Origin of the sequence: Saccharothrix longispora (genome assembly GCF_031455225.1) — a bacterium.
Taxonomy (GTDB): Bacteria; Actinomycetota; Actinomycetes; order Mycobacteriales; family Pseudonocardiaceae; genus Actinosynnema; species Actinosynnema longispora.
Map to the genome: position 1 here is coordinate 2,932,144 of NZ_JAVDSG010000001.1, position 18,084 is coordinate 2,950,227.

At 74.3% G+C, this 18,084-nt stretch carries 16 protein-coding genes; 8 read left to right on the forward strand and 8 right to left on the reverse strand.

Annotation, left to right across the window (positions count from 1 at the left end; translation table 11 throughout):
• Window positions 1-75: 75 nt before the first annotated feature.
• Entirely contained in the window at window positions 76-765 is a 690-nt protein-coding gene (locus J2S66_RS11880) for a response regulator transcription factor (protein ID WP_310307002.1), read from the forward strand.
• On the forward strand, window positions 762-2,099 hold the full coding sequence (locus J2S66_RS11885) for a sensor histidine kinase (protein WP_310307003.1): 1,338 nt from the start codon (window positions 762-764) through the stop codon (window positions 2,097-2,099). The genes J2S66_RS11880 and J2S66_RS11885 overlap by 4 nt, the downstream gene beginning before the upstream one ends.
• On the opposite strand, the gene J2S66_RS11890 is transcribed toward J2S66_RS11885, so the two are convergent.
• Window positions 2,062-3,576, reverse strand: coding sequence for an aromatic amino acid ammonia-lyase (locus tag J2S66_RS11890; protein ID WP_310307004.1), 1,515 nt, complete (start codon window positions 3,574-3,576; stop codon window positions 2,062-2,064). The two genes, J2S66_RS11885 and J2S66_RS11890, sit on opposite strands and share 38 nt — an antisense overlap.
• Before the next feature lie 63 nt (window positions 3,577-3,639).
• On the opposite strand from J2S66_RS11890, the gene J2S66_RS11895 reads away from it, so the two are divergent.
• The 4 genes from J2S66_RS11895 to J2S66_RS11910 all read left to right on the forward strand — a co-directional run bounded on the left by J2S66_RS11895 (window position 3,640) and on the right by J2S66_RS11910 (window position 9,799).
• Window positions 3,640-5,190, forward strand: coding sequence for an NAD(P)-binding domain-containing protein (locus J2S66_RS11895; RefSeq protein ID WP_310307005.1), 1,551 nt, complete (start codon window positions 3,640-3,642; stop codon window positions 5,188-5,190).
• On the forward strand, window positions 5,177-6,625 hold the full coding sequence (locus J2S66_RS11900) for a class I adenylate-forming enzyme family protein (protein WP_310307006.1): 1,449 nt from the start codon (window positions 5,177-5,179) through the stop codon (window positions 6,623-6,625). Before J2S66_RS11895 ends, J2S66_RS11900 begins: the two co-directional genes overlap by 14 nt.
• 131 nt (window positions 6,626-6,756) lie before the next feature.
• Window positions 6,757-8,373, forward strand: coding sequence for a glucuronyl esterase domain-containing protein (locus J2S66_RS11905; RefSeq protein ID WP_310307007.1), 1,617 nt, complete (start codon window positions 6,757-6,759; stop codon window positions 8,371-8,373).
• A 76-nt stretch (window positions 8,374-8,449) separates the two neighbouring features.
• Entirely contained in the window at window positions 8,450-9,799 is a 1,350-nt protein-coding gene (locus tag J2S66_RS11910; RefSeq protein WP_310307008.1) for an alpha/beta hydrolase, read from the forward strand.
• Window positions 9,800-9,808: 9 nt separating this feature from the next.
• Here J2S66_RS11910 and J2S66_RS11915 read toward each other — a convergent pair whose 3' ends face one another.
• Together J2S66_RS11915 and J2S66_RS11920 are read right to left on the reverse strand one after the other, a co-directional pair.
• Window positions 9,809-10,480, reverse strand: a complete 672-nt coding sequence (locus tag J2S66_RS11915) for an AIM24 family protein (RefSeq protein ID WP_310307009.1) — start codon at window positions 10,478-10,480, stop codon at window positions 9,809-9,811.
• Between the two features lie 101 nt (window positions 10,481-10,581).
• Entirely contained in the window at window positions 10,582-11,979 is a 1,398-nt protein-coding gene (locus J2S66_RS11920; protein ID WP_310307010.1) for a cellulase family glycosylhydrolase, read from the reverse strand.
• Between the two features lie 169 nt (window positions 11,980-12,148).
• Here J2S66_RS11920 and J2S66_RS11925 point away from each other — a divergent pair, with 169 nt between their 5' ends.
• On the forward strand, window positions 12,149-12,700 hold the full coding sequence (locus tag J2S66_RS11925) for a DUF2231 domain-containing protein (RefSeq protein WP_310307011.1): 552 nt from the start codon (window positions 12,149-12,151) through the stop codon (window positions 12,698-12,700).
• 31 nt (window positions 12,701-12,731) lie between these two features.
• Here the strand turns inward: J2S66_RS11925 and J2S66_RS11930 are convergent, their stop codons facing one another.
• The 4 genes from J2S66_RS11930 to J2S66_RS11945 all read right to left on the reverse strand — a co-directional run bounded on the left by J2S66_RS11930 (window position 12,732) and on the right by J2S66_RS11945 (window position 16,391).
• Window positions 12,732-12,932, reverse strand: a complete 201-nt coding sequence (locus tag J2S66_RS11930; RefSeq protein ID WP_310307013.1) for a hypothetical protein — start codon at window positions 12,930-12,932, stop codon at window positions 12,732-12,734.
• A 44-nt stretch (window positions 12,933-12,976) separates the two neighbouring features.
• Window positions 12,977-14,533, reverse strand: a complete 1,557-nt coding sequence (mhpA, locus tag J2S66_RS11935) for a bifunctional 3-(3-hydroxy-phenyl)propionate/3-hydroxycinnamic acid hydroxylase MhpA (RefSeq protein WP_310307014.1) — start codon at window positions 14,531-14,533, stop codon at window positions 12,977-12,979.
• Window positions 14,506-15,555 carry a type III polyketide synthase gene (locus J2S66_RS11940; RefSeq protein ID WP_310307016.1) on the reverse strand — a complete coding sequence of 350 codons (1,050 nt, stop codon included), beginning with the start codon at window positions 15,553-15,555 and terminating at the stop codon, window positions 14,506-14,508. Before J2S66_RS11940 ends, mhpA begins: the two co-directional genes overlap by 28 nt.
• 62 nt (window positions 15,556-15,617) lie before the next feature.
• Window positions 15,618-16,391 carry a class I SAM-dependent methyltransferase gene (locus J2S66_RS11945; RefSeq protein WP_310307017.1) on the reverse strand — a complete coding sequence of 258 codons (774 nt, stop codon included), beginning with the start codon at window positions 16,389-16,391 and terminating at the stop codon, window positions 15,618-15,620.
• An 18-nt stretch (window positions 16,392-16,409) separates the two neighbouring features.
• Here J2S66_RS11945 and J2S66_RS11950 point away from each other — a divergent pair, with 18 nt between their 5' ends.
• Window positions 16,410-17,180: a UbiA family prenyltransferase gene (locus J2S66_RS11950; RefSeq protein WP_310307018.1), complete on the forward strand. Its 771-nt coding sequence runs from the start codon at window positions 16,410-16,412 to the stop codon at window positions 17,178-17,180.
• 11 nt (window positions 17,181-17,191) lie between these two features.
• Here the strand turns inward: J2S66_RS11950 and J2S66_RS11955 are convergent, their stop codons facing one another.
• Complete coding sequence (locus tag J2S66_RS11955; RefSeq protein WP_310307019.1) at window positions 17,192-18,010, reverse strand: SDR family NAD(P)-dependent oxidoreductase; 819 nt, start codon at window positions 18,008-18,010, stop codon at window positions 17,192-17,194.
• Between the last annotated feature and the right edge of the window lie 74 nt (window positions 18,011-18,084).

The window sequence follows — 18,084 nt, forward strand, 5'->3', positions numbered from 1 at the left end:
CCGAACGCACCAGACCACCGAGCGCAAGATCGCCACCACGTTGACGTACCGCCCGGAAGTGGGATTCTGGTGGGCGTGCAGGGCGCAGCGAGATCCCGGCCGGCCGGCCGCCCCCGATTGCTCCTCGTCGAGGACGACCGCGAGCTCGTGGAACTGCTCTCCGAGTCGCTGCGGGACGAGGGCTACGCCGTGGACGTCGCCCTGGACGGGCAGCGCGGCCTGCACCTCGGGCTCACCCGCCCCTACGACGTCGTGGTCATCGACCGAGGGCTGCCCGTCCTCGACGGGCTCGACCTCCTGGTGCGGCTGCGGTCGAGGTCGGTGCGGGCGCGGGCGTTGCTGCTGACCGCGCAGGGCACCGTGCACGACCGGGTCGACGGGCTCGACGCGGGCGCCGACGACTACCTGGTGAAGCCGTTCGACCTGGACGAACTGAGCGCGCGGCTGCGGGCGCTGTGCCGGCGGGCGCTGGAGCTGACCGACGTGCTGCGGATCGGGGAGGGGCACCTGGACGTCGCGCAGCGGGAAGTGGTGCTGCCGGACGGCGGCCGGGTGGCGCTCACGTCCCGGGAGTTCGCGCTGCTGCGGGTCCTGGCGACCCACCCGGAGACGGTGCACACGCGGGCGTCGCTGCGGCGGACCGTCTTCCACGACGCGCCGTCGCCCTCCATCGTGGACACCTACGTGTACTACCTGCGGACCAAGGTCGGCCGTTCGGTGGTGCGCACCGTGCAGAGGCTCGGCTACCGCTTGGGGGCGTTGTGAGCCGGTCGTCGGCCGAGGCGGAGCGCGTGGTGGTGCTGCGGGCGCGGCTGCGGGTCAGCGTGCTGGTGGCGGTGGCGATCACCGTGCTGGTCGCGTTCGTCGGCGGAACCGCGTACGCCGTGATGGCGCACGCGCAGGACGCGCAGGTGCGGCGCGAGCTGCGGTACGGCGCGCGGCACGGTTCGCCGTCGACGCCGCCGGGGTGCACGTGGCTGTTCACCTCGGACGGCGGCGCCGTGGTCGACGCCGGGCTGCTGCCCGCGCCGCCCGGGTTCCCGCTGCGCGACGACGTCGACGCGGTGCTGGGGTCGGGTGGGGTGGTCGAGCGCGCGGTCGAGCGCAACGGCACGGAGTACCTGGTGCTCACGCAGCCCGGCGTGGACGGCGGCGCGGTGCAGGCGGTGTTCGACACGAGGTACCAGATCGCCGACCGGCGGCACCTGCTGCTGGCGCTGGTGGTGGCGGAGCTGGCCGGGCTGCTCGCGGCGGCCGTCACCGGGCTGCTGGTGGGCAGGCGGGCGGTCGCGCCCCTGGCGGAGGCGTTGACCAGGCAGCGGCGGTTCGTCACCGACGCGAGCCACGAGCTGCGGACCCCGATCGCGCGGGCCTACACGCGGGCGCAGTTGCTGGCGCGCAGGGCGGCGGCGGCCGAACTGCCCGGCGACCACCGCGATGGCCTCGACAAGCTCGTCGGCTCGATCCGCGAGCTGGGGGACGTGGTCGACGACCTGCTGCTGTCGGCGCTGATGAGCGGGCAGGCGGAGGCTCCGGGCGGTCGTGCGGTGGACCTCGCCGCCCTGGCGGAATCGGTGGTCGCGGAGTGCGCCGTGGCGGAGTTCGCGACGGAGGACGACCCGGTGGGCGGGCGGCGGATCGCGCTGACCGCGGAGCGGCACGCCGGTCCGCTGGTCGTGACGGGCGTCGAGACCGCGTTGCGGCGCGCGGTGGCCGAGCTGCTGGCGAACGCGGTGCGGCACACCCCGGCGGGTGGTCGGATCGACGTGCGCCTCGGGCGGGCGCGGCGTGGGCAGGTGGAGCTGACCGTCGCGGACACCGGTGATGGGTTCGACCCGGTGGAGGCGGACCGGATCTTCGACCGGTTCCACCGCGGGACCGGCGGGGCCGGTGGGTCGGCCGGTCCCGAGCGCCGGTTCGGGTTGGGGCTCGCGCTGGTGCGGGAGGTCGTGACCAGCCACGGCGGCACGGTCGAGGCGGTGGGCCACCCCGGTCGCGGCGCCCGGTTCACGCTGCGGCTGCCGGCGGCCGACCCCGGCGCCGGCGCACCCGGCACCGGGGTCACGACCGGGTCGGGACCCGGTTCCCGGAACCGGTGACCAGGTCGGCGGCCAGTCGGACGTCGGCGTCGAGCGGCCGGTCGGGGTCGACCGGTGGGATGGCGCCGGCGAGGGTGTCGACCAGCGCGGCGCAGGCGGGCGCGGTGGGCCGCCGGCCACCGACGTGGACGGCCTGCCGCAGACCGAGCGCGAGCGAACCGCACAGCAGCCGGAGCAGCTCGGCCAGGTCGTGGGCGCGCAACGCGGCCTGGATGCCGAACGGCACCACGTCCTGGTTGTGCAGGTTGGTCGGCAGGCTCTGGGTGCTGGCCGGCACGGCACAGCGGCGGATCTCGGCGACGAACGCGGTCGTGGCGAGCTGCACGCCCTGCAACCCGTGCTGCTGCCCCGGCCCCGCGGCCAGCATCGGGGGCAGCCCGGTGTTCCGGGTCGGGTCGACGAGCAGGTCGAGCTGCCGCTCCGCGAGGTTGCCCACCGACGCGGTGACCATGGCGAGCACGTCGGCGGCGAACGCGGCCGGCTGGCCGAAGAAGTTCCCGCCGTGCGCGACCAGGTCGTCACCCGGGAAGAACAGCGGGTTGTCGCTCACCCCGGCCAGGTCGGCGGCGACGATCCCGTCCACGTAGCGCAACGCGTCCTCGGCGGCGCCGAGCAGCTGCGGCGAGCACCGGATGCTGTAGGGCTCCTGGAGGGGTCGGTCACCGCTGGGCGCGGTGCCGGCGAGGGTGGCGCGCATGCGGTCGGCGACCGCGTTCGCGCCGGCGTGCCCGTACGCGGTGATCAACCGGGCGTCGAGGAACCCCGGGTCGCACCCGAGGACGTCCGCGAGCAGGCAGGTGAGGTCCTGGACGGCGCGGTGCGAGGCGCGGACGCTCGCCAGGGCGAGCGCGGTGGCGGCCGTCGTCACGGACGTGCCGTTGACCAGCGCCAGCGCGTCGCGGCCGTCCAGGGTCAGCGGGGTGAGCCCGACGCGGCGCAGGGCCTCGTCCGCGGGCAGCCGCTCGCCGTCCACGTAGGCGTGCCCCCGGCCGCGCAACGCCTGGGTGGCGTAGGCCAGCGGGATCAGGTCGCCGCTCGCGCCGACCGAGCCGTACTTCGGGATCGCCGGGACGAACGTCGTCGCGAACATCGCGGCGAGGCCGTCGAGGACGTGCGCGGACACCCCGGAGACGCCCTGGGCGAGCGACCAGGCCCGCACGAGCAGGGTGGCGCGGGCGATGTCGGCGGGCAGGTCCGGCCCCTGGCCGGCACCGAGGTGTGCCAGGGTGTTGTCGCACTGGTCGGCCTCCTCGGCGCGGCCGGCGTAGCCGACGAGCGCGCCGAACCCGGTCTTGGCGCCGTAGACGGGCCGCCCGTCGTCGGCGAGCACCGTGCGCAGGAACTCGCGCCCCCGGTCGACCCGGTCCCGGACGGCGGGACCGACGAGCACCGTGGTCGGCTCGGCGGCGCGGCGGAGGTCGTCGATGCTCAGCGGTGCGCCGAGGTCCACTGGGGTTGCGGTGCTCGTCGTGGTCACGCCACCGACCGTAGGCAGTCGATCTCAGAGGGTTCTGAGATCCCGTGGGTAGCTTCCGGGCCCATGGCGCACGACTACTTGATCATCGGGGCCGGACCCGCCGGGTTGCAGCTCGCGGCCCTGCTGGAGCGCGACGGTCGCGACTACGCCGTCCTCGAACGCGGGACCGGGCCGGGCACGTTCTTCACCCGCTACCCGAGGCACCGCACGCTGATCTCGATCAACAAGGTCCACTCCGGGTACGCCGACCCGGAGCAGCGGATGCGCGTGGACTGGAACTCGTTGCTGTCCGACGACCCCGAGCTGCTGTTCACCCGCTACAGCCCGCGCTACTTCCCGCACGCCGACGACATGGTCCGCTACCTGGGCGACTTCGCCGCGGCCACCGGGGCGAGGGTGCACCACGGGGTCGACGTCGTGCGGATCTCGCGGGACGAGGCCGGGTTCGCCGCGGTGGACGCCGACGGCCGGACGTGGCGGGCCGCGCGGCTCGTGGTGGCGACCGGGGTGTCGCAGCTGCACGTGCCGCCCATCCCCGGCATCGAGCACGCCGAGCGCTACGACACCTTCGACACCGACCCGGCGTCGTTCACCGGCCAACGGGTCCTGGTGATCGGCAAGGGCAACTCGGGCTTCGAGACCGCCGACGCGCTGGTGGAGAACGCGGCGGTCATCCACGTGGCCGGTCCGCACTCGGTGCGGCTGGCGTGGCAGACGCACTACGTGGGCCACCTGCGGGCGGTGAACAACAACTTCCTCGACACCTACCAGCTCAAGTCGGAGAACGCGGTCCTCGACGGCACGGTCGAGCTGGTCGAGCCCCGGGTCGGCGGCGGGTTCCGGGTCCTGTTCCGCTACGCGCGCACGGTGGAGAAGCTGCGGGAGCTGGAGTACGACCGGGTCATCGCGTGCACCGGGTTCCGGTTCGACGCCTCGGTGTTCGACGAGAGCTGCCGCCCCCGGCTGGTGATCGACGACCGGTTCCCCGAGCAGACCTCCGCCTACGAGTCGACCTCGGTGCCCGGCCTGTACTTCGCGGGCACGCTCACCCAGCAGCGCGACTTCAAGAAGTCCACCAGCGGGTTCGTCCACGGCTTCCGCTACGGCGCCCGCGCCCTGCACCGCGTCCTCTCCGCCCGCCACCACGACACCCCGTGGCCGTCGACCGGGGTCGCCCCGTCGCCGGAGGCGATCAGCGACGCGATCATCGCCCGGGTGAACCGCTCCTCCGCGCTGTGGCAGCAGTTCGCGGTGATGGGCGACGTGGTCACGGTCTCCGGCGACACCGCCCGGTACGAGGAGGAGGTGCCGGTGGCGTACGTCGCCGACGGCGGCCTCGGCCCGGCCGAGCACCGGTTCGTCGCGACCCTGGAGTACGGGCCCGACCACGACACCGGGGACCCGTTCGACATCTCCGTGCCCCGCGTGACGGAGAACGACGCGGCGAACGCCCACGAGGCGAGCTACCTGCACCCGGTGGTGCGCCACTACCGGGACGGCGCGCTCGCCGCGACCCACCACCTGGCCGAGAACCTGGAGAACCACTGGGACCTGCCGGCGGTGCACCGGCAGCCGCTCGCCGTGTTCGTGAAGGAGTGCCTTGCCGGCGGCTGACGGCGGGCCGTTCCCGCGCGCGGTGCTCGACGCGCTCGACGCCGGCGCGGACCGGCCCGTGTTCGAGCACGGCGACCGGGTGGTCACCGGCGCGGAGCTGCTCGACCTGGTCGCACAGGTCGCGGCGGGGCTGCGCGGGCACGGGCTGGGCCCGGGTGACGGGGTCGCGCTCCTGCTCGGCGTCACCCCGGAGGCGTTCGCGGTGATCATCGCCGCGCACGTGGTGGGCACGCGGGTGGTGGGCGTGCGGCCGGGGCTGCCCGACGCGCAGGTGCGCCACCTGCTCGACCTCGACATCGCCGCCGCGGTCACCGACTCGGGCACCCGGTACGCCCCGCCCACGCTCACCGTGGAGGCGTTGTGCGAGACCCGCGCCGACCCCGGTCCCCTGCGGCTGGGCGCCCGCCCGGAGGACGTCGCCCGCCTGATCCACACCAGCGGCAGCACCGGGACGCCCAAGGCGTGCGCGCAGACCTACGCCGCGATGGCGGCGGCGTGGACCGCGCGACCGGGCGCGTGGCCGCCGGCGATCCGCGAGCTGGCGTCCCGGTTGGGCCGCTACCTGGTGTTCGGAACGCTGTCGAGCCAGGTGATGTTCGAGTACGCCGTGCTGACCATCGCGGCCGGCGGCACCGTCGTGGTCGCCGACCGACCCGCGCTGCCCGAGGCGATCACCCGCCACCGCGCCACCGCGAGCGTGATCACCGTCCCGCGCCTGGCGAAGCTCGTCGCCGCGCAGCGCCGCGCACCGGCCGACCTGTCGACGCTGCGGGCGCTGCTCGTGTCCGGGTCTCCCCTGACACCCGACCGGCACAGCGAGGCGCTGGAGGTGCTCGGGCCGGTCGTGTTCCACGGCTACGGGCAGACCGAGACCGGCACGATCTCCCTGGCCACCCCGGCCGACCCGCCCGGCTCGGTGGGTCTGCCGCCCGGGGTGGTGGACGTCGAGGTCCGCGACGAGCACGGCTCACCGGTCCCGGCGGGCGCCGACGGCGAGCTGTTCGTCCGCACCCCTGCCCAGGCCCGCTCCTACTGGGCGGACCCGGCGGGGTCGGCCGAGGTGTTCGCGGACGGCTGGGTGCGCACCCGCGACCTGGGCCGCGTCGACGCAGCCGGCCGGCTGCACCTGACCGGGCGGACCCGGGACGTGGTGATCGTCAACGCGAACCTGCACCACGTCGGCCCGATCGAGCGGGTCCTCGCCGAGCACCCGGACGTGGCCGAGGCGTACGTGATCGCCGTGCCGGACGAGGACACCGGCGAGGCGCCGCACGCGTTCGTGGTGCCGATCGGCGACCGGGCGCCCGACCTCGCGGCGCTGCGCGAGCTGGTGACCGGCCGGTTGGGCGCGGCGTGCGCGCCGGTGCGCGTGACGGTGATCGCCGAGCCCCCGGTCGCACCGAGCGGCAAACCGGACAAGCGACTACTGGGGTGAGGGCCATGTGAGATCGGGCGGGGAATGGCGGCATTGACATGTTTCGGAAGGCTCCACGAAACTTTAGGCCGTCGCTGTGCGGGCCGCCGACCGCCATCCCTTCCCCACCCACGCCCCGGAGGAGATCACCGGTGATCATCGATTCGGGCCGCGCGAAGACACGCTCGGCGATCGCCATGCTCGCGATAGCCGCCCTCACCGTCCTCGGCACGGCCACCCTCACCACCGGCACCACCACCGCCCGCGCCGCCGACGACATCGGCACCACCGCGGTGGAGGACGACGGCACCGACTGCCCCGTCACCCTCCCCGCCACCTTCCCCCCCACCCCACGCCTGCCCGACCCCTTCACCCGCTTCAACGGCCAACGCATCACCACCAAAGCCGACTGGCGCTGCCGCCGCGCCGAAATCCGCGAAGCCACCGAACGCCACGTCCACGGCGACAAACCCACCCGACCCGCCGGCGTCACCGGCACCGTCACCACCACCGCCATCACCGTCAACACCACCCACAACGGCCGCACCGCGAGCTTCACCGCCGGCGTCCAACTCCCCACCGGCACCGGCCCCTTCCCCGCCGTGCTCGTCGTAGGCGGCTTCGGCGCCGACACCGCCACCATCCGCGCCGCCGGCGCCGCCGTCATCACCTACGACCCCACCACCGTGGGCCGCGAAGGCACCGGACGCGCCAACAAACAAGGCGCCTTCTACACCCTCTACGGCAACACCAGCACCACCGGCCTGCTCGCCGCCTGGGCCTGGGGCGCCAGCCGCATCATCGACGTCGTCGAACAATCCACCGGCACCGTCCTGCGCCGCGACGCCTTCGGCGTCACCGGCTGCTCCCGCTACGGCAAAGCCGCCTTCTCCATCGGCGTCCTCGACCAACGCGTCAACCTCACCATGCCCATCGAATCCGGCACCGCCGGCCTCCCGATCTACCGCGGCGTCAACGCCGAAGGCGGCCAGACCCTCTCCAGCGCCTACGGCGAACAACCCTGGTTCGGCGACGCCTTCGCCCCCCACACCACCAACCCCAACACCCTCCCCATCGACACCCACTCCCTCGTCGCCATGATCGCCCCCCGCGGCCTGCTCGTCATGGACAACCCCCACATCACCAACCTCGGCCCCCGCTCCGCCGCCGCCGCCGCCCTCGCCGGCGCCGAGGTCTACAAAGCCCTCGGCACCCCCGACAACCTCCTCTACCACTCCAACGTCACCGACGGCACCCACTGCGCCAACCGCACCGAATGGCGCACCCCCCTCCAACAAGCCATCGGAAAATTCCTCCGCAACACCGGCACCTTCACCGGCGGCATCACCATGCACACCAAAGCCACCGCCAACCTCACCCAATGGCGCGACTGGACCACCCCCACCCTCACCGACAACCCCACCACCACCACCACTACCACCGGCACCACCACCAGCACCACCACCACGACGACCACCACGACCACGACGACGCCGGGCGGCAGTTGCACCGCCACCTACGCCGAGGGGCAGAAGTGGAACGACCGGTTCAACGGCCAGGTCACCGTCACCGGCACCGACGACTGGGTCGTCACGGTCACGGTCAGCAGCCCGCAGAAGATCATCGCCACCTGGAACACCAGTGCCAGTTGGAGCGGCGGCGGTAACGTCATGACCGCCCGGCCCAACGGCAACGGCAACGTCTTCGGCTTCACCATCCAGCACGGCGGCAACTGGAACTGGCCCACCGTCAGCTGCCGCGTCGGCTGACGGCCGGCGCCGACGACAACGGGGAGGCCCGGGAACACCCGGGCCTCCCCGAAGTCCGGACAGGACAGGAGAGACCTTGCGCACCCTTCTCGTGACCGCGCTGACCGCGAGCCTGCTGGTGGTCGCACCCCCGGCGCAGGCGGCGACGATCGCCTGGCAGCCGTGCCCCGAGCAGCCCGCGGCCGAGTGCGGAACGGTGTCCGTGCCGCTCGACTGGGCGAACCCGCGCGGTGCCAGGGTGGACCTTGCCGTGTCCCGGGTCCGCGCCACCGACCCGGCGCGCCGGATCGGCGTGGTGTTCGTCGACGCGGGCGGTCCCGGCGGGTCCGGCGCGGAGTTCGCCCAGGCGCCCTACCTGAGCGCGGAGGTGCGGGCCCGGTTCGACGTCGTCGGCTTCGACCAGCTGGGCACGAACAACAGCTCGGCCATCCGCTGCTCACCGGAGCTGATGGCGCGGAACCCCGGTGACGACCCGACCGACGAAGCCGGGTTCGCGGCGCTGGCCCGGCACAACCTCGCGGTGCGCGACGAGTGCCGCGCCCGGCACCCCGTGTTCGACCACGTGGACACCGCCCGCTCGGCGCGGGACCTGGACGCGGTGCGCGCGGCACTCGGCGAGCGGAAGATCAGCTTCTACGGCATCTCCTACGGCACGCTGCTGGGCCAGCAGTACGCCGAGCTGTTCGGGCCGCGGGTGCGCTCGATGGTGCTGGACGGCGTGATCGACCACAGCTCCGACCAGCGGCGCCTGCTGGTGGACCGGGCGCGGGCCCTGGAGGAGGCGTTCGACGCGTTCGTCGCGTGGTGCGCCGCGAAGACCGCGTGCGCCCTGCACGGGCGGGACGTCCGCGCGGCGTGGGAGGAGGCCCTGGTCGCGGCGGACGAGATCGGGCTGGGGCAGGGCGAGCTGATCGAGTGGGCGTTCTTCGAGATCCGCGGCGGGGCGTGGGGGAACCTGGCGTCGCTCATCGCGGACGTCGGCGGCGCGCGGGCGTCGTTCGAGCCGAACTACGGCTCGCTGCGCTACGCCGTGGTGTGCCAGGACTTCGCGCTGCGGTACCGGGACTTCCACCAGTACCGCTCGCTGCGCGAGGCCGAGCTGCGGGCGTCGCCCACGCTGCGCGGCACGCCCATCGGCCACCAGGAGGCGGCCTCGTGCATCGGGTTCACCGACCGCCCCCGCAACCCGCAGCACCGGCTCGACGTCGACCAGGCTCCCCCGCTGCTGCTGTTGACCAGCCGCTACGACGTGGCCACGCCGTACCGGTGGGCGGTGAACGTGCACCGGCAGGCCGCGGGCTCGCGCCTGGTCACCTTCGACGGCCCCGGCCACGGCGTCTACCACGCCAACGAGTGCACGCGGACCGCTGCGGACGCCCACCTGCTCGGCACGGCGCCCGCTCGTCAGCCGAACACGACCTGCTGACCCGCCGGGTCACTGCGGGGGCGGCGCCGGGTGGCCCTCGGAGGCCTGCACGACGACGATGCCCTGACCGGACAGCGCCAGCTGGTACGCCTCACCCGAGCCGCGCCCGATGGCCGCGGCGAGCTTCGCGGTCTTGCGGATCGACGATCGCAACGACGTCGACCACAGGACCGCGGACTGCATGTCGACGAACGTCGGCACGTCCACGTTCAGCACGACGGGCGTGCCGAACGTCGTGATGGCGAGCGCCCCGGAGCCGGTGAACGTCGTGTTGAACAGGCCGCCGCTGAGCATCGACGCGCCCTCGACGCGGTTGATGTCCCAGGTGAGGGTGCTCTCGAAGGCGAGCACGTTGGCGCCGTTGACGGTCACGCTCTCGTTGTCCAGGTGCAGCACGAACACCTGGTCGGCGTCCTGGGCGAGGAAGACGTCGCCGCTGCCCGACACCTTCATCAGGGACATGCCCTCGCCGGTGAACGCCTTCTTGAACAGCTTCCCGATCCCGCCGCTGCCCTCGTAGGCGAAATCGACGTCCCCCTGGTAGGCGACCATCGACCCCTGCTTGGCGAAGAAGAAGCCGCCGGTGCCGCGAAGGTCGACCTTGAGCATGTGGTTGTTCTGGAGCTGGAAGTGGCCGGGCTCGACGGATCGCTCCGCGTGGTCGAGAAGTGAGCTGCGCATGGTCCGATCCTGCCCGCGTTCACCCGGACGCGCACCCCTTTCGGCCCAACCGCCCGTGGTCCCCGAGCCCGATCAGCGCGGGCTCGGGGACCTGTCGGGGCCTAGCTGGTGGGGAAGTCGTCCGGCGTGCTGATCCGGCTCTTGATCAGCGCACCGGACTCGGTGAGCACACCGCTGCCGGTGTAGGTGCCGCCGTTGCACGTGCCGGGCCGGAACGCCCCGCTGCTCTCGTCCGCGTCGGAGTACGTCCAGTTGGCGTAGCTGATCTTCAACTGGTCGAGCAGGTCCAGCCACGCCGTGGTGCTCGCCCGGTCGAACGCCCCGCCGCCGGTGGCGCTGACCGTGCCGAACTCGGTGACGAACAGCGGCAGGCGGGAGGCCGCCCGGCTCACCGTCGCGCGGTAGTTGTCCTTGTGCGACGCGGCGTAGAAGTGGAACGCGTACATGATGTTGGTCGCGTTGACCGGGTTGTCGACCACCTCGGTCTCGTTGGAGCCCTCCGACACGCCCAGCGACGACCAGGCCCGCGTGCCGACGATGATCACGGCGTCCGGGTCGGCCGCGCGGATCACCGGGATGACCTGCTCCGCGTAGCTCTTGATGCCGGCCCAGCTCACGCCGTTGGGCTCGTTCGCGATCTCGTAGATCACGTTCTTCTTGGCCGCGTTGCGGGCGGCGACCGAGGCGAAGAACGTCTTGGCCCGCGCCAGGTTGTGGTTCGGGTCACCCGGGGTGAGCGTGTGGAAGTCGATGAGCGCGTACAGCCCGCGCGCCTCGGCCAGGTCGACCAGGCTGTTCACCTGGTTGGTGAACCCGGTCGGGTTGGTCTCGTAGCCCTGCTCCTGCACGTACATCGCGATGCGGAACAGGTCGGCCTTCCAGTCCGCGGCCAGCGCGTCCAGCGAGGCGTTGTTGTAGCACTTGCCGAACCACTGGATGCCGTGCGTGCTCATGCCGCGCAGCTGGATGGGACGGTTGTGCTGGTTGCACAGGTTGACGCCGCAGACCCGCAGCTGCCCGTTGGCCTCGACCGGGTTGCGCGGGACGGGCGGCGCCGTCGTGGTGGTCGTGGTGGTGGTCGTCGTCGGCCCGGTGGAGCCCGTGCACGCCACGCCGTTGAGCGTGAACGAGGTGGGCGTGGGGTTGCCGCCCGACCACGAGCCGACGAACCCGATCTCGGTGGACCCCCCGGTGGCCAGCGAGCGGTTCCAGTCGATGTTGGTCGCGGTCGCCGTGGAACCGGACTGGGACCAGGTGGCGTTCCAGCCCTGCGTCACCCGTTGCGAGGTGCTCGGGAAGGTGATCCCGAGCGACCAGCCGTTGACGGGGTCGCCGAGGTTGGTGATCTTCACACCGGCCTGGAACCCGCCCTGCCACTGGCTGGTGACGGTGTAGTCGACCCGGCAGCCCTGCGCGGCGGCCGTCGCCTGCGGCAGCACCACCGCTCCCGCGCCGAGCACCACACCCAGAGCCGCCACTGCGGCGGTGGAGCGCTTCACTGAGCCCCTCCTCGTCTCGACCTGTCTGGGAGCGCTCCCAGACACGGTTGACCGTACACCGGGGTGCGGATTCGCGTACACCACGAACACTCTCGGTAGTCACCGGGTGGAGGTGGCACCACCGCGTGCCGTCCGGGTTGCGCGCCCCCGGTCGGGGTAGCCCGCGATCGTGCTGACACATCGACTCTTCCGGGCCGTCGAACGCCTGAGCCGGCTCGACGACCCCACCGACAAGGCCGTCCGCGCGATCCGCCGGGCGGTGGGCGGCACCGCCGTCGAGCGGGCGCTGCGCGGGACGTGGCTGGGCCACCCCGTGCACCCGCTGCTGATCCTCGCCCCCATCGGGGCCTACACCTGCGCCGCCGTGGCCGACTTCGCGTTCGGCGACCGCGAGACCGCGCACCGGTTCACCGGCGTGGGACTGCTCGCGACGCCACCCGCCGTGGTCACCGGCCTGGTCGAGCTGTCCACGCTCACCGACGCGCCCTCGCGCCGCGTCGGGCTGGTGCACGCCGCGGCCAACGCGGTGGCGAGCACCTGTTTCCTGGCGGCCTACGTCACCGGCCGCCGGACGTGGTCGGTGCTCGGCCTCGCCGCGGTGGGCGCGGGCGGGGCGCTGGGCGGGCACCTGTCCTACGCCCTGGGCGCCGGGGTCGGGCGTGAACCCGTGGAGGGCGCGCCGGAGGTGGAGACCTCACCGACCGACAACCTGCCGGACTGAGGACTCCGGGGACGTCACGGCGGGGAGGACGTCACGGCGGGCCGTCGCCCCCGGCGTCCATCCCGCCGTGGCCCTCGGGAACGGACTCGTCGGGCCCCTCGGCGGGGGCCGTGTCGCCGGCCACCGTCGTGCTGTCGTGCTCGTCCCCGAAGTCGGGTTCCAGTTCGCTCTCGGCGGTGACCGGGTCGAGGTCGGCCGGTCCCCGCGTGCCGTCGGGGTGGTCGTCGCGCACGTCGGCTCCTCGTGGGGGTGGTGTCGGCGGAGGTCCGCCCCGGATCAGCCGGGTACCCGGTGCCCCCGGCCGGAAACGGCGCGGTCCGGCGGCAGTGCCCGGCAGAGCGCCGCCGGGTCGCGCCCCGTGCGCAGCACGGCGCCGTCGGGTCGGACCACCGCCGCCGCCGCGCGTCCCCCGCGCAGCCAGGAGTGCAGCTCCTCCCCCGGCCCGATCACCACCAGGACCGCTCCGCGCCGTTCGACGGCGGCGCGGAGCGCGGGGGACGCGGCGACCGAGGTGACGACGGCGAAGCGGCCCCCGGCCACGTCGTCGAAGCGGCGGCCGTCGCGCAGCACGGCGTTCGGGCACAGCCGTCCCGCCAGGCCGGGGCGCAGGCGGGGCCGCGCCACCAGGTCGGAGCGGCGCAGCGCGGGCGTCTCGCTGCTCAGCGCCCGCTCCCGGAGGCCGGGCAGCAGGCCCAGCCTGGGGACCAGCGCGGCGCGGAGGAGGTCGGCCGCCCTCCCGCCGCCGGTCATGGCGGTCCCGACGAGCTTGGCCAGGCCGATCATCGCCCGGACGTGGGGCGCGCGTTCGGCCTGGTAGGTGTCCAGGGCGGTGTCGGGCAGCGCGCCCCGGAGGACGGCGGCGAGCTTCCAGCAGAGGTTGGCCGCGTCGCGCAGGCCCGCGCCCAGGCCCTGCCCCGTGAACGGCGGCATCAGGTGCGCGGCGTCGCCCAGCAGGAACACCCCGCGGTCGCGCCACCGGTCGGCCACCTGCGCGCGGAAGACGTACTCGGCGACGCGGACGACGTCCAGCTCCGCCACCGGGACGTCACCGGTCCACGGCGCGACCAGCGGGTGCAGCGCGGCGATGTCGTGGTGGTCCTCGGCGCTCTCGCCGGGGGCGAGCCGGAACTCCCAGCGGTAGCGGGACGGGCCGATCCGCATGTACGTCGCGGCGCGGTCGCGGTCGCAGACCTGGTGCACGCCCTCCCACTGGCCGAGTTCGGCGTCGGTGGCCACGTCCACGACCAGCCAGCGCTGGGTGAACCCGAGGTCGCGCGGCGCCGCGCCGATCGAGGCGCGGACGAGGCTGTTGGCGCCGTCGCAGCCGAGCGCGTACCGGGCGCGGACCTCGTCGGCCGCCCCCGTCGCCCGGTCGGTGAACGCCACGCGCACCACCCCGTCGTCGTCCTGGGCGACCGCGGTGACCTCGGCGTCCCCGCGCACCGCGACACCCGCGTGCCGCGCCAGGTTCGCGCGCAGCACCCGCTCCAGGTCGGGCTGGTCGAACATGTTCGCCTCGGGGTGGCCGTGCCTGCCCGGCGCGGTGCCCCGCCGGAACTCGGCGAGCACCCGCATGTCCCGGTCGAGCAGGCGCAGCCCGCGCGCCGGTCGGGAGATCGCGGCGAACTCGGCCCCCACCCCCAGACCGGCCAGGACGCGGTGCGCCTCGTCGTCGAGGTGCACCGCGCGGGGCAGCGGGTGGGGCGTGCCGTGGCGTTCGAGCACCAGGCACTCGACGCCGCGGCGCGCCAGCAGCGTCGCCGCGGTGAGCCCGGTCGGCCCGGCGCCGACGACGACCACCGGGATCACGTGACCCGCAGCAGCGCGGCGCACAGGGTCAGCCCGGGGCCGAAGGCCATGGCCACGACGGGGTCGCCGGGGCGCAGGCCACCGCGCGCGAGCAGTTCGTCCAGCACCAGCAGCACGGTCGCCGACGAGCAGTTCCCGTGTTCGCGCAGCACCCGCCGCGAGTGGGCCAGCGCGTCGGCGGACAGGTCGAGCTCCTGTTCGGTGGTGTCGAGGATGCGCGGCCCACCGGGGTGCACGGCCCAGCCCCGCACGTCCGACGGCACGAGGCCGTACCCGCCGAGGAGGTCTTCCACGGCGGGGCGCACGTGCTTGCCCAGCACGTCGGGCACGCGCGGCGACAGCTCCATCCGGAACCCGAGGTCGGTGACGCGCCACGTCATGTGGTCCTGCGCGGTCGTGTCGGTCAGCGTGGTCGTGCCGAGGACCTCCAGGCCCCCGCCGGGTTCGTCGCCGGGTTGCAGGACGATCGCCGCGGCGGCGTCGCTGAACAGCGCGTGGGACACGACCTGCGACGGATCGGCGGTGGGCGGTTGCAGGTGCAGCGAGGTGAGTTCGACGCACAGCAGCACCGCGGGCCGCCGGTGCGCGACGACGTAGTCGGTGGTGGCGGCCAGGGCGGGCAGGGCGGCGTAGCAGCCCATGTGGCCGACGAGCAGGCGCCGGGCGTCCACGGGCAGGTCGAGCGACGCGGCCAGCCGGACGTCCAGGCCGGGCGCGGTGTAGCCGGTGCAGGAGGCGATGGTGAGCTGTCCGACGTCGGCCGTCGTGAGACCGGCGGACGCGAGCGCGGCGGTGACGGCGGCGTGCCCGAGCGCGGGCGCGTGCTCCTCGTAGCGCAGCATCCGCACACCGGTCGACTCGCCGGACAGGTCCTCGTCCAGGGGGCTGACCACGGCGTGGCGGCGGTCCACCCCGGACCCCCGGAAGATCCGCTCCGCCACGCGGCTGCCGCCGAAGTGCGCCCGGAAGTACCCCTCCCACACCTCCTCCTGGTCGAAGGCGGGGGGCAGCGCGGTGCCGACGCCGGTGACGCGCGCCGTCACCATCCCGGCGTCCCCGCGGTGGCGGTCCGTGCCTGCGTTCTCGGGTGTTCCGGCTCAGTCAACCCTCATCCTCTCTCGGGGTGGGCTTTGACGCCCCGCCCCTGGAACAGCACCGCCGTCGAGCGGGTGGGCACCATCGCGACGTCGTCAGCCCGACCGGACAGCCACGCCAGCAACCCGGTCACGGAGGGTCGGATACCCCGCAGCGCCAGCCGGACACCGTGACGTGCGCACTCCCGCACCAGCCGGGAGCGGTCCACCAGCAGGGCCGGGTCGTGCACGCCGGGCGGCGCGAGCCCCGGCACGCGTTCGGCGATGCCGATGGCCACCACCCGGCAGACGGCGGTCGCCGCCAGCGTGTCCAGCACGAGCGACCCGCCCGGCCGCAGGACGCGGCACGCCTCCGCGACGGCGGCGGGCAGGTCCGCCACGTGCTCCAGGATCTCCCCGGCCACCACGACGTCGGCGACGCCGTCCGCCAGGGGCACGGCGAGGACGTCGCCGCGCACCGGGGTGACACCGTGGTCGCCCGCCTGGAGCAGCGCCGAGTGCGACAGGTCCACGCCGACGTGCCGGTAGCCCTTGGCGCGGACGTGCGGCGCGAGCAGGCCGGCCCCGCAGCCGAGGTCGAGCAGGACCGCGCCGGGCCGGCCGGCCGGTGGCACGAGGTCGCCGCGCGCGGCGGCGAGCCAGTGCAGCATCGCGAACGCGCCCCGCGGCTGCCACCACTGGTCGGCCAGCAGTTCGTAGAGCCTCGGGTCGTTCTGCGGAAGTTCCGCCGGCCGGCAGACTGGTCCCCCGTGCTGCTGCGCCTCTGGGCCTTGGTCCGTGCCTGTCATCCCCTGCCTTCCCTCGCCGTGACCGCCGTGGCCGCCGCGCTGGCCGTGACCACCGGCCGTGACGGGCGGGGGGTGGTGGCGGTCGTCGCGGCGGTGCTGGTCGGTCAACTCTCCGTCGGGTGGCTCAACGACGCCCTCGACGCCCGGCGCGACACCGCGTCGAACCGGAGCGACAAACCGGTGGCCACCGGTGCGATCAGCAGGTCGTCGGTGGCCGTCGCGGCCGGCGTCGCGGTGCCGGCGGCCGTCGGCCTGTCGATGTTGTCGGGTGTCGTCGCCGGCGTGGTGCACGTGGTCGCGCTGTGCTCGGCCTGGGCCTACGACCTCGGGGTCAAGGGGACCGTCTTCTCCATGGTGCCCTACGCGGTGTCCTTCGGGCTGCTGCCCGCCTTCGTGGTGCTCGGCGCGCCGGGCCACCCCTGGCCCCCCGCGTGGCTGGTGGCGGCCGGGGCGGTGCTGGGCAGCGCCGCCCACTTCGCCAACGTCATCCCCGACATCGACGACGACCTCGCCACCGGGGTGCGCGGTCTGCCGCACCGCCTCGGCGCGTCGGCCAGCGCCGCAGCGGCCTCGGCGCTGGTGCTGCTCACCTCGGTGATCCTGGCGTTCGGCCCGCCGGGGCCGGTCTCGCTCGCCGGCCTGGTGGCCCTGCCCCTGTCGGCCGCGGTCCTGGTGGTCGGCCGGCTGCGCGCCCGCCGTCCCGGGTCGCGGGCGGCGTTCAACGCGCTGCTGGTGGTCGCCGTCATCGACGTGGTGCTGCTGATCACCACCGGCGCGGTGGTGCTGTGACGCCCGGTCCGTCACAGGCGTCGCCCGTACCGGGCGACCGCCCGCACCAGTGACGGGGCCAGCGGGGTCAGCACGGCGTCCAGGGCGCGGTCCAGCGGGGGCACGGAGGTCAACCGCGTGACGCCCCACCAGCGCGGCACGGCGGCGGTGCGCGACCGCCGCCCGGTCAGGCACCGCTCGACCTCGGCGGCGACCCGCTCCGGTGCCGCGCCGGCCGACACCTTGCCGGGCGCCTCGCCCTCGTCCGGACGTCCCTGCTGGTCGCGGGCCAGCCACTCGGTGCTCGTCGGCGCGGGGCAGAGCAGGTGCACCCGCACGCCGCGCGGCACCTCGCGCCGCAGCGCCGCGGTCAGGCCGCTCACCCCGGCCTTGGTGGCGGAGTAGAGCGACAACGGCGGCAGCGGCGCCCAGGCGGCCACCGAGGACATCATCACCACGTCACCGCCGCGGTCCGGCAGGTGCGGCAGGACGAGGCGCGTCATCTCGGCCACCGCGGTGAAGTTGACGGCGACGAGGTCCTCGACGGTGGCGCGGTCCAGGTCGACGAGCCTGCCGACCGCGCCCCGGCCCGCGTTGTTGACCAGCGCGTCGACCCGGCCGCAGCGCTCGACCGCGGTGCGCACGAGGCGTTCGCGGTCGTCGGCGTCCGTCACGTCGCACCGCACGGTCAGCAGACCGGGCACCTCGGCGGCGGTGGCGTCGAGGCGGTCCTGGTCGCGACCGCAGACCACGACGCGGGCGCCGGCGGCGGCCAACCGCCGCGCGGTCACCCGCCCGATGCCGGCGGAACCCCCGGTGACCAGCACGACCCTGCCGCGAAGTGAGCGCATGGTCCCGAGTACCCGCCCGTGCCGGGAAGCACTCGGACCGCTTCCGCGGACCCCTCCCCGGAACGCGCGAGGGG

Coding starts and splice junctions, on each gene's coding strand:
- J2S66_RS11895 (WP_310307005.1), top strand. CDS start 3,640: ATGGCGCACGACTACTTGATCATCGGGGCCGGACCCGCCGGGTTGCAG.
- J2S66_RS11915 (WP_310307009.1), bottom strand. CDS start 10,480: ATGCGCAGCTCACTTCTCGACCACGCGGAGCGATCCGTCGAGCCCGGC.
- J2S66_RS11940 (WP_310307016.1), bottom strand. CDS start 15,555: ATGGTGACGGCGCGCGTCACCGGCGTCGGCACCGCGCTGCCCCCCGCC.
- J2S66_RS11945 (WP_310307017.1), bottom strand. CDS start 16,391: ATGACAGGCACGGACCAAGGCCCAGAGGCGCAGCAGCACGGGGGACCA.
- J2S66_RS11955 (WP_310307019.1), bottom strand. CDS start 18,010: ATGCGCTCACTTCGCGGCAGGGTCGTGCTGGTCACCGGGGGTTCCGCC.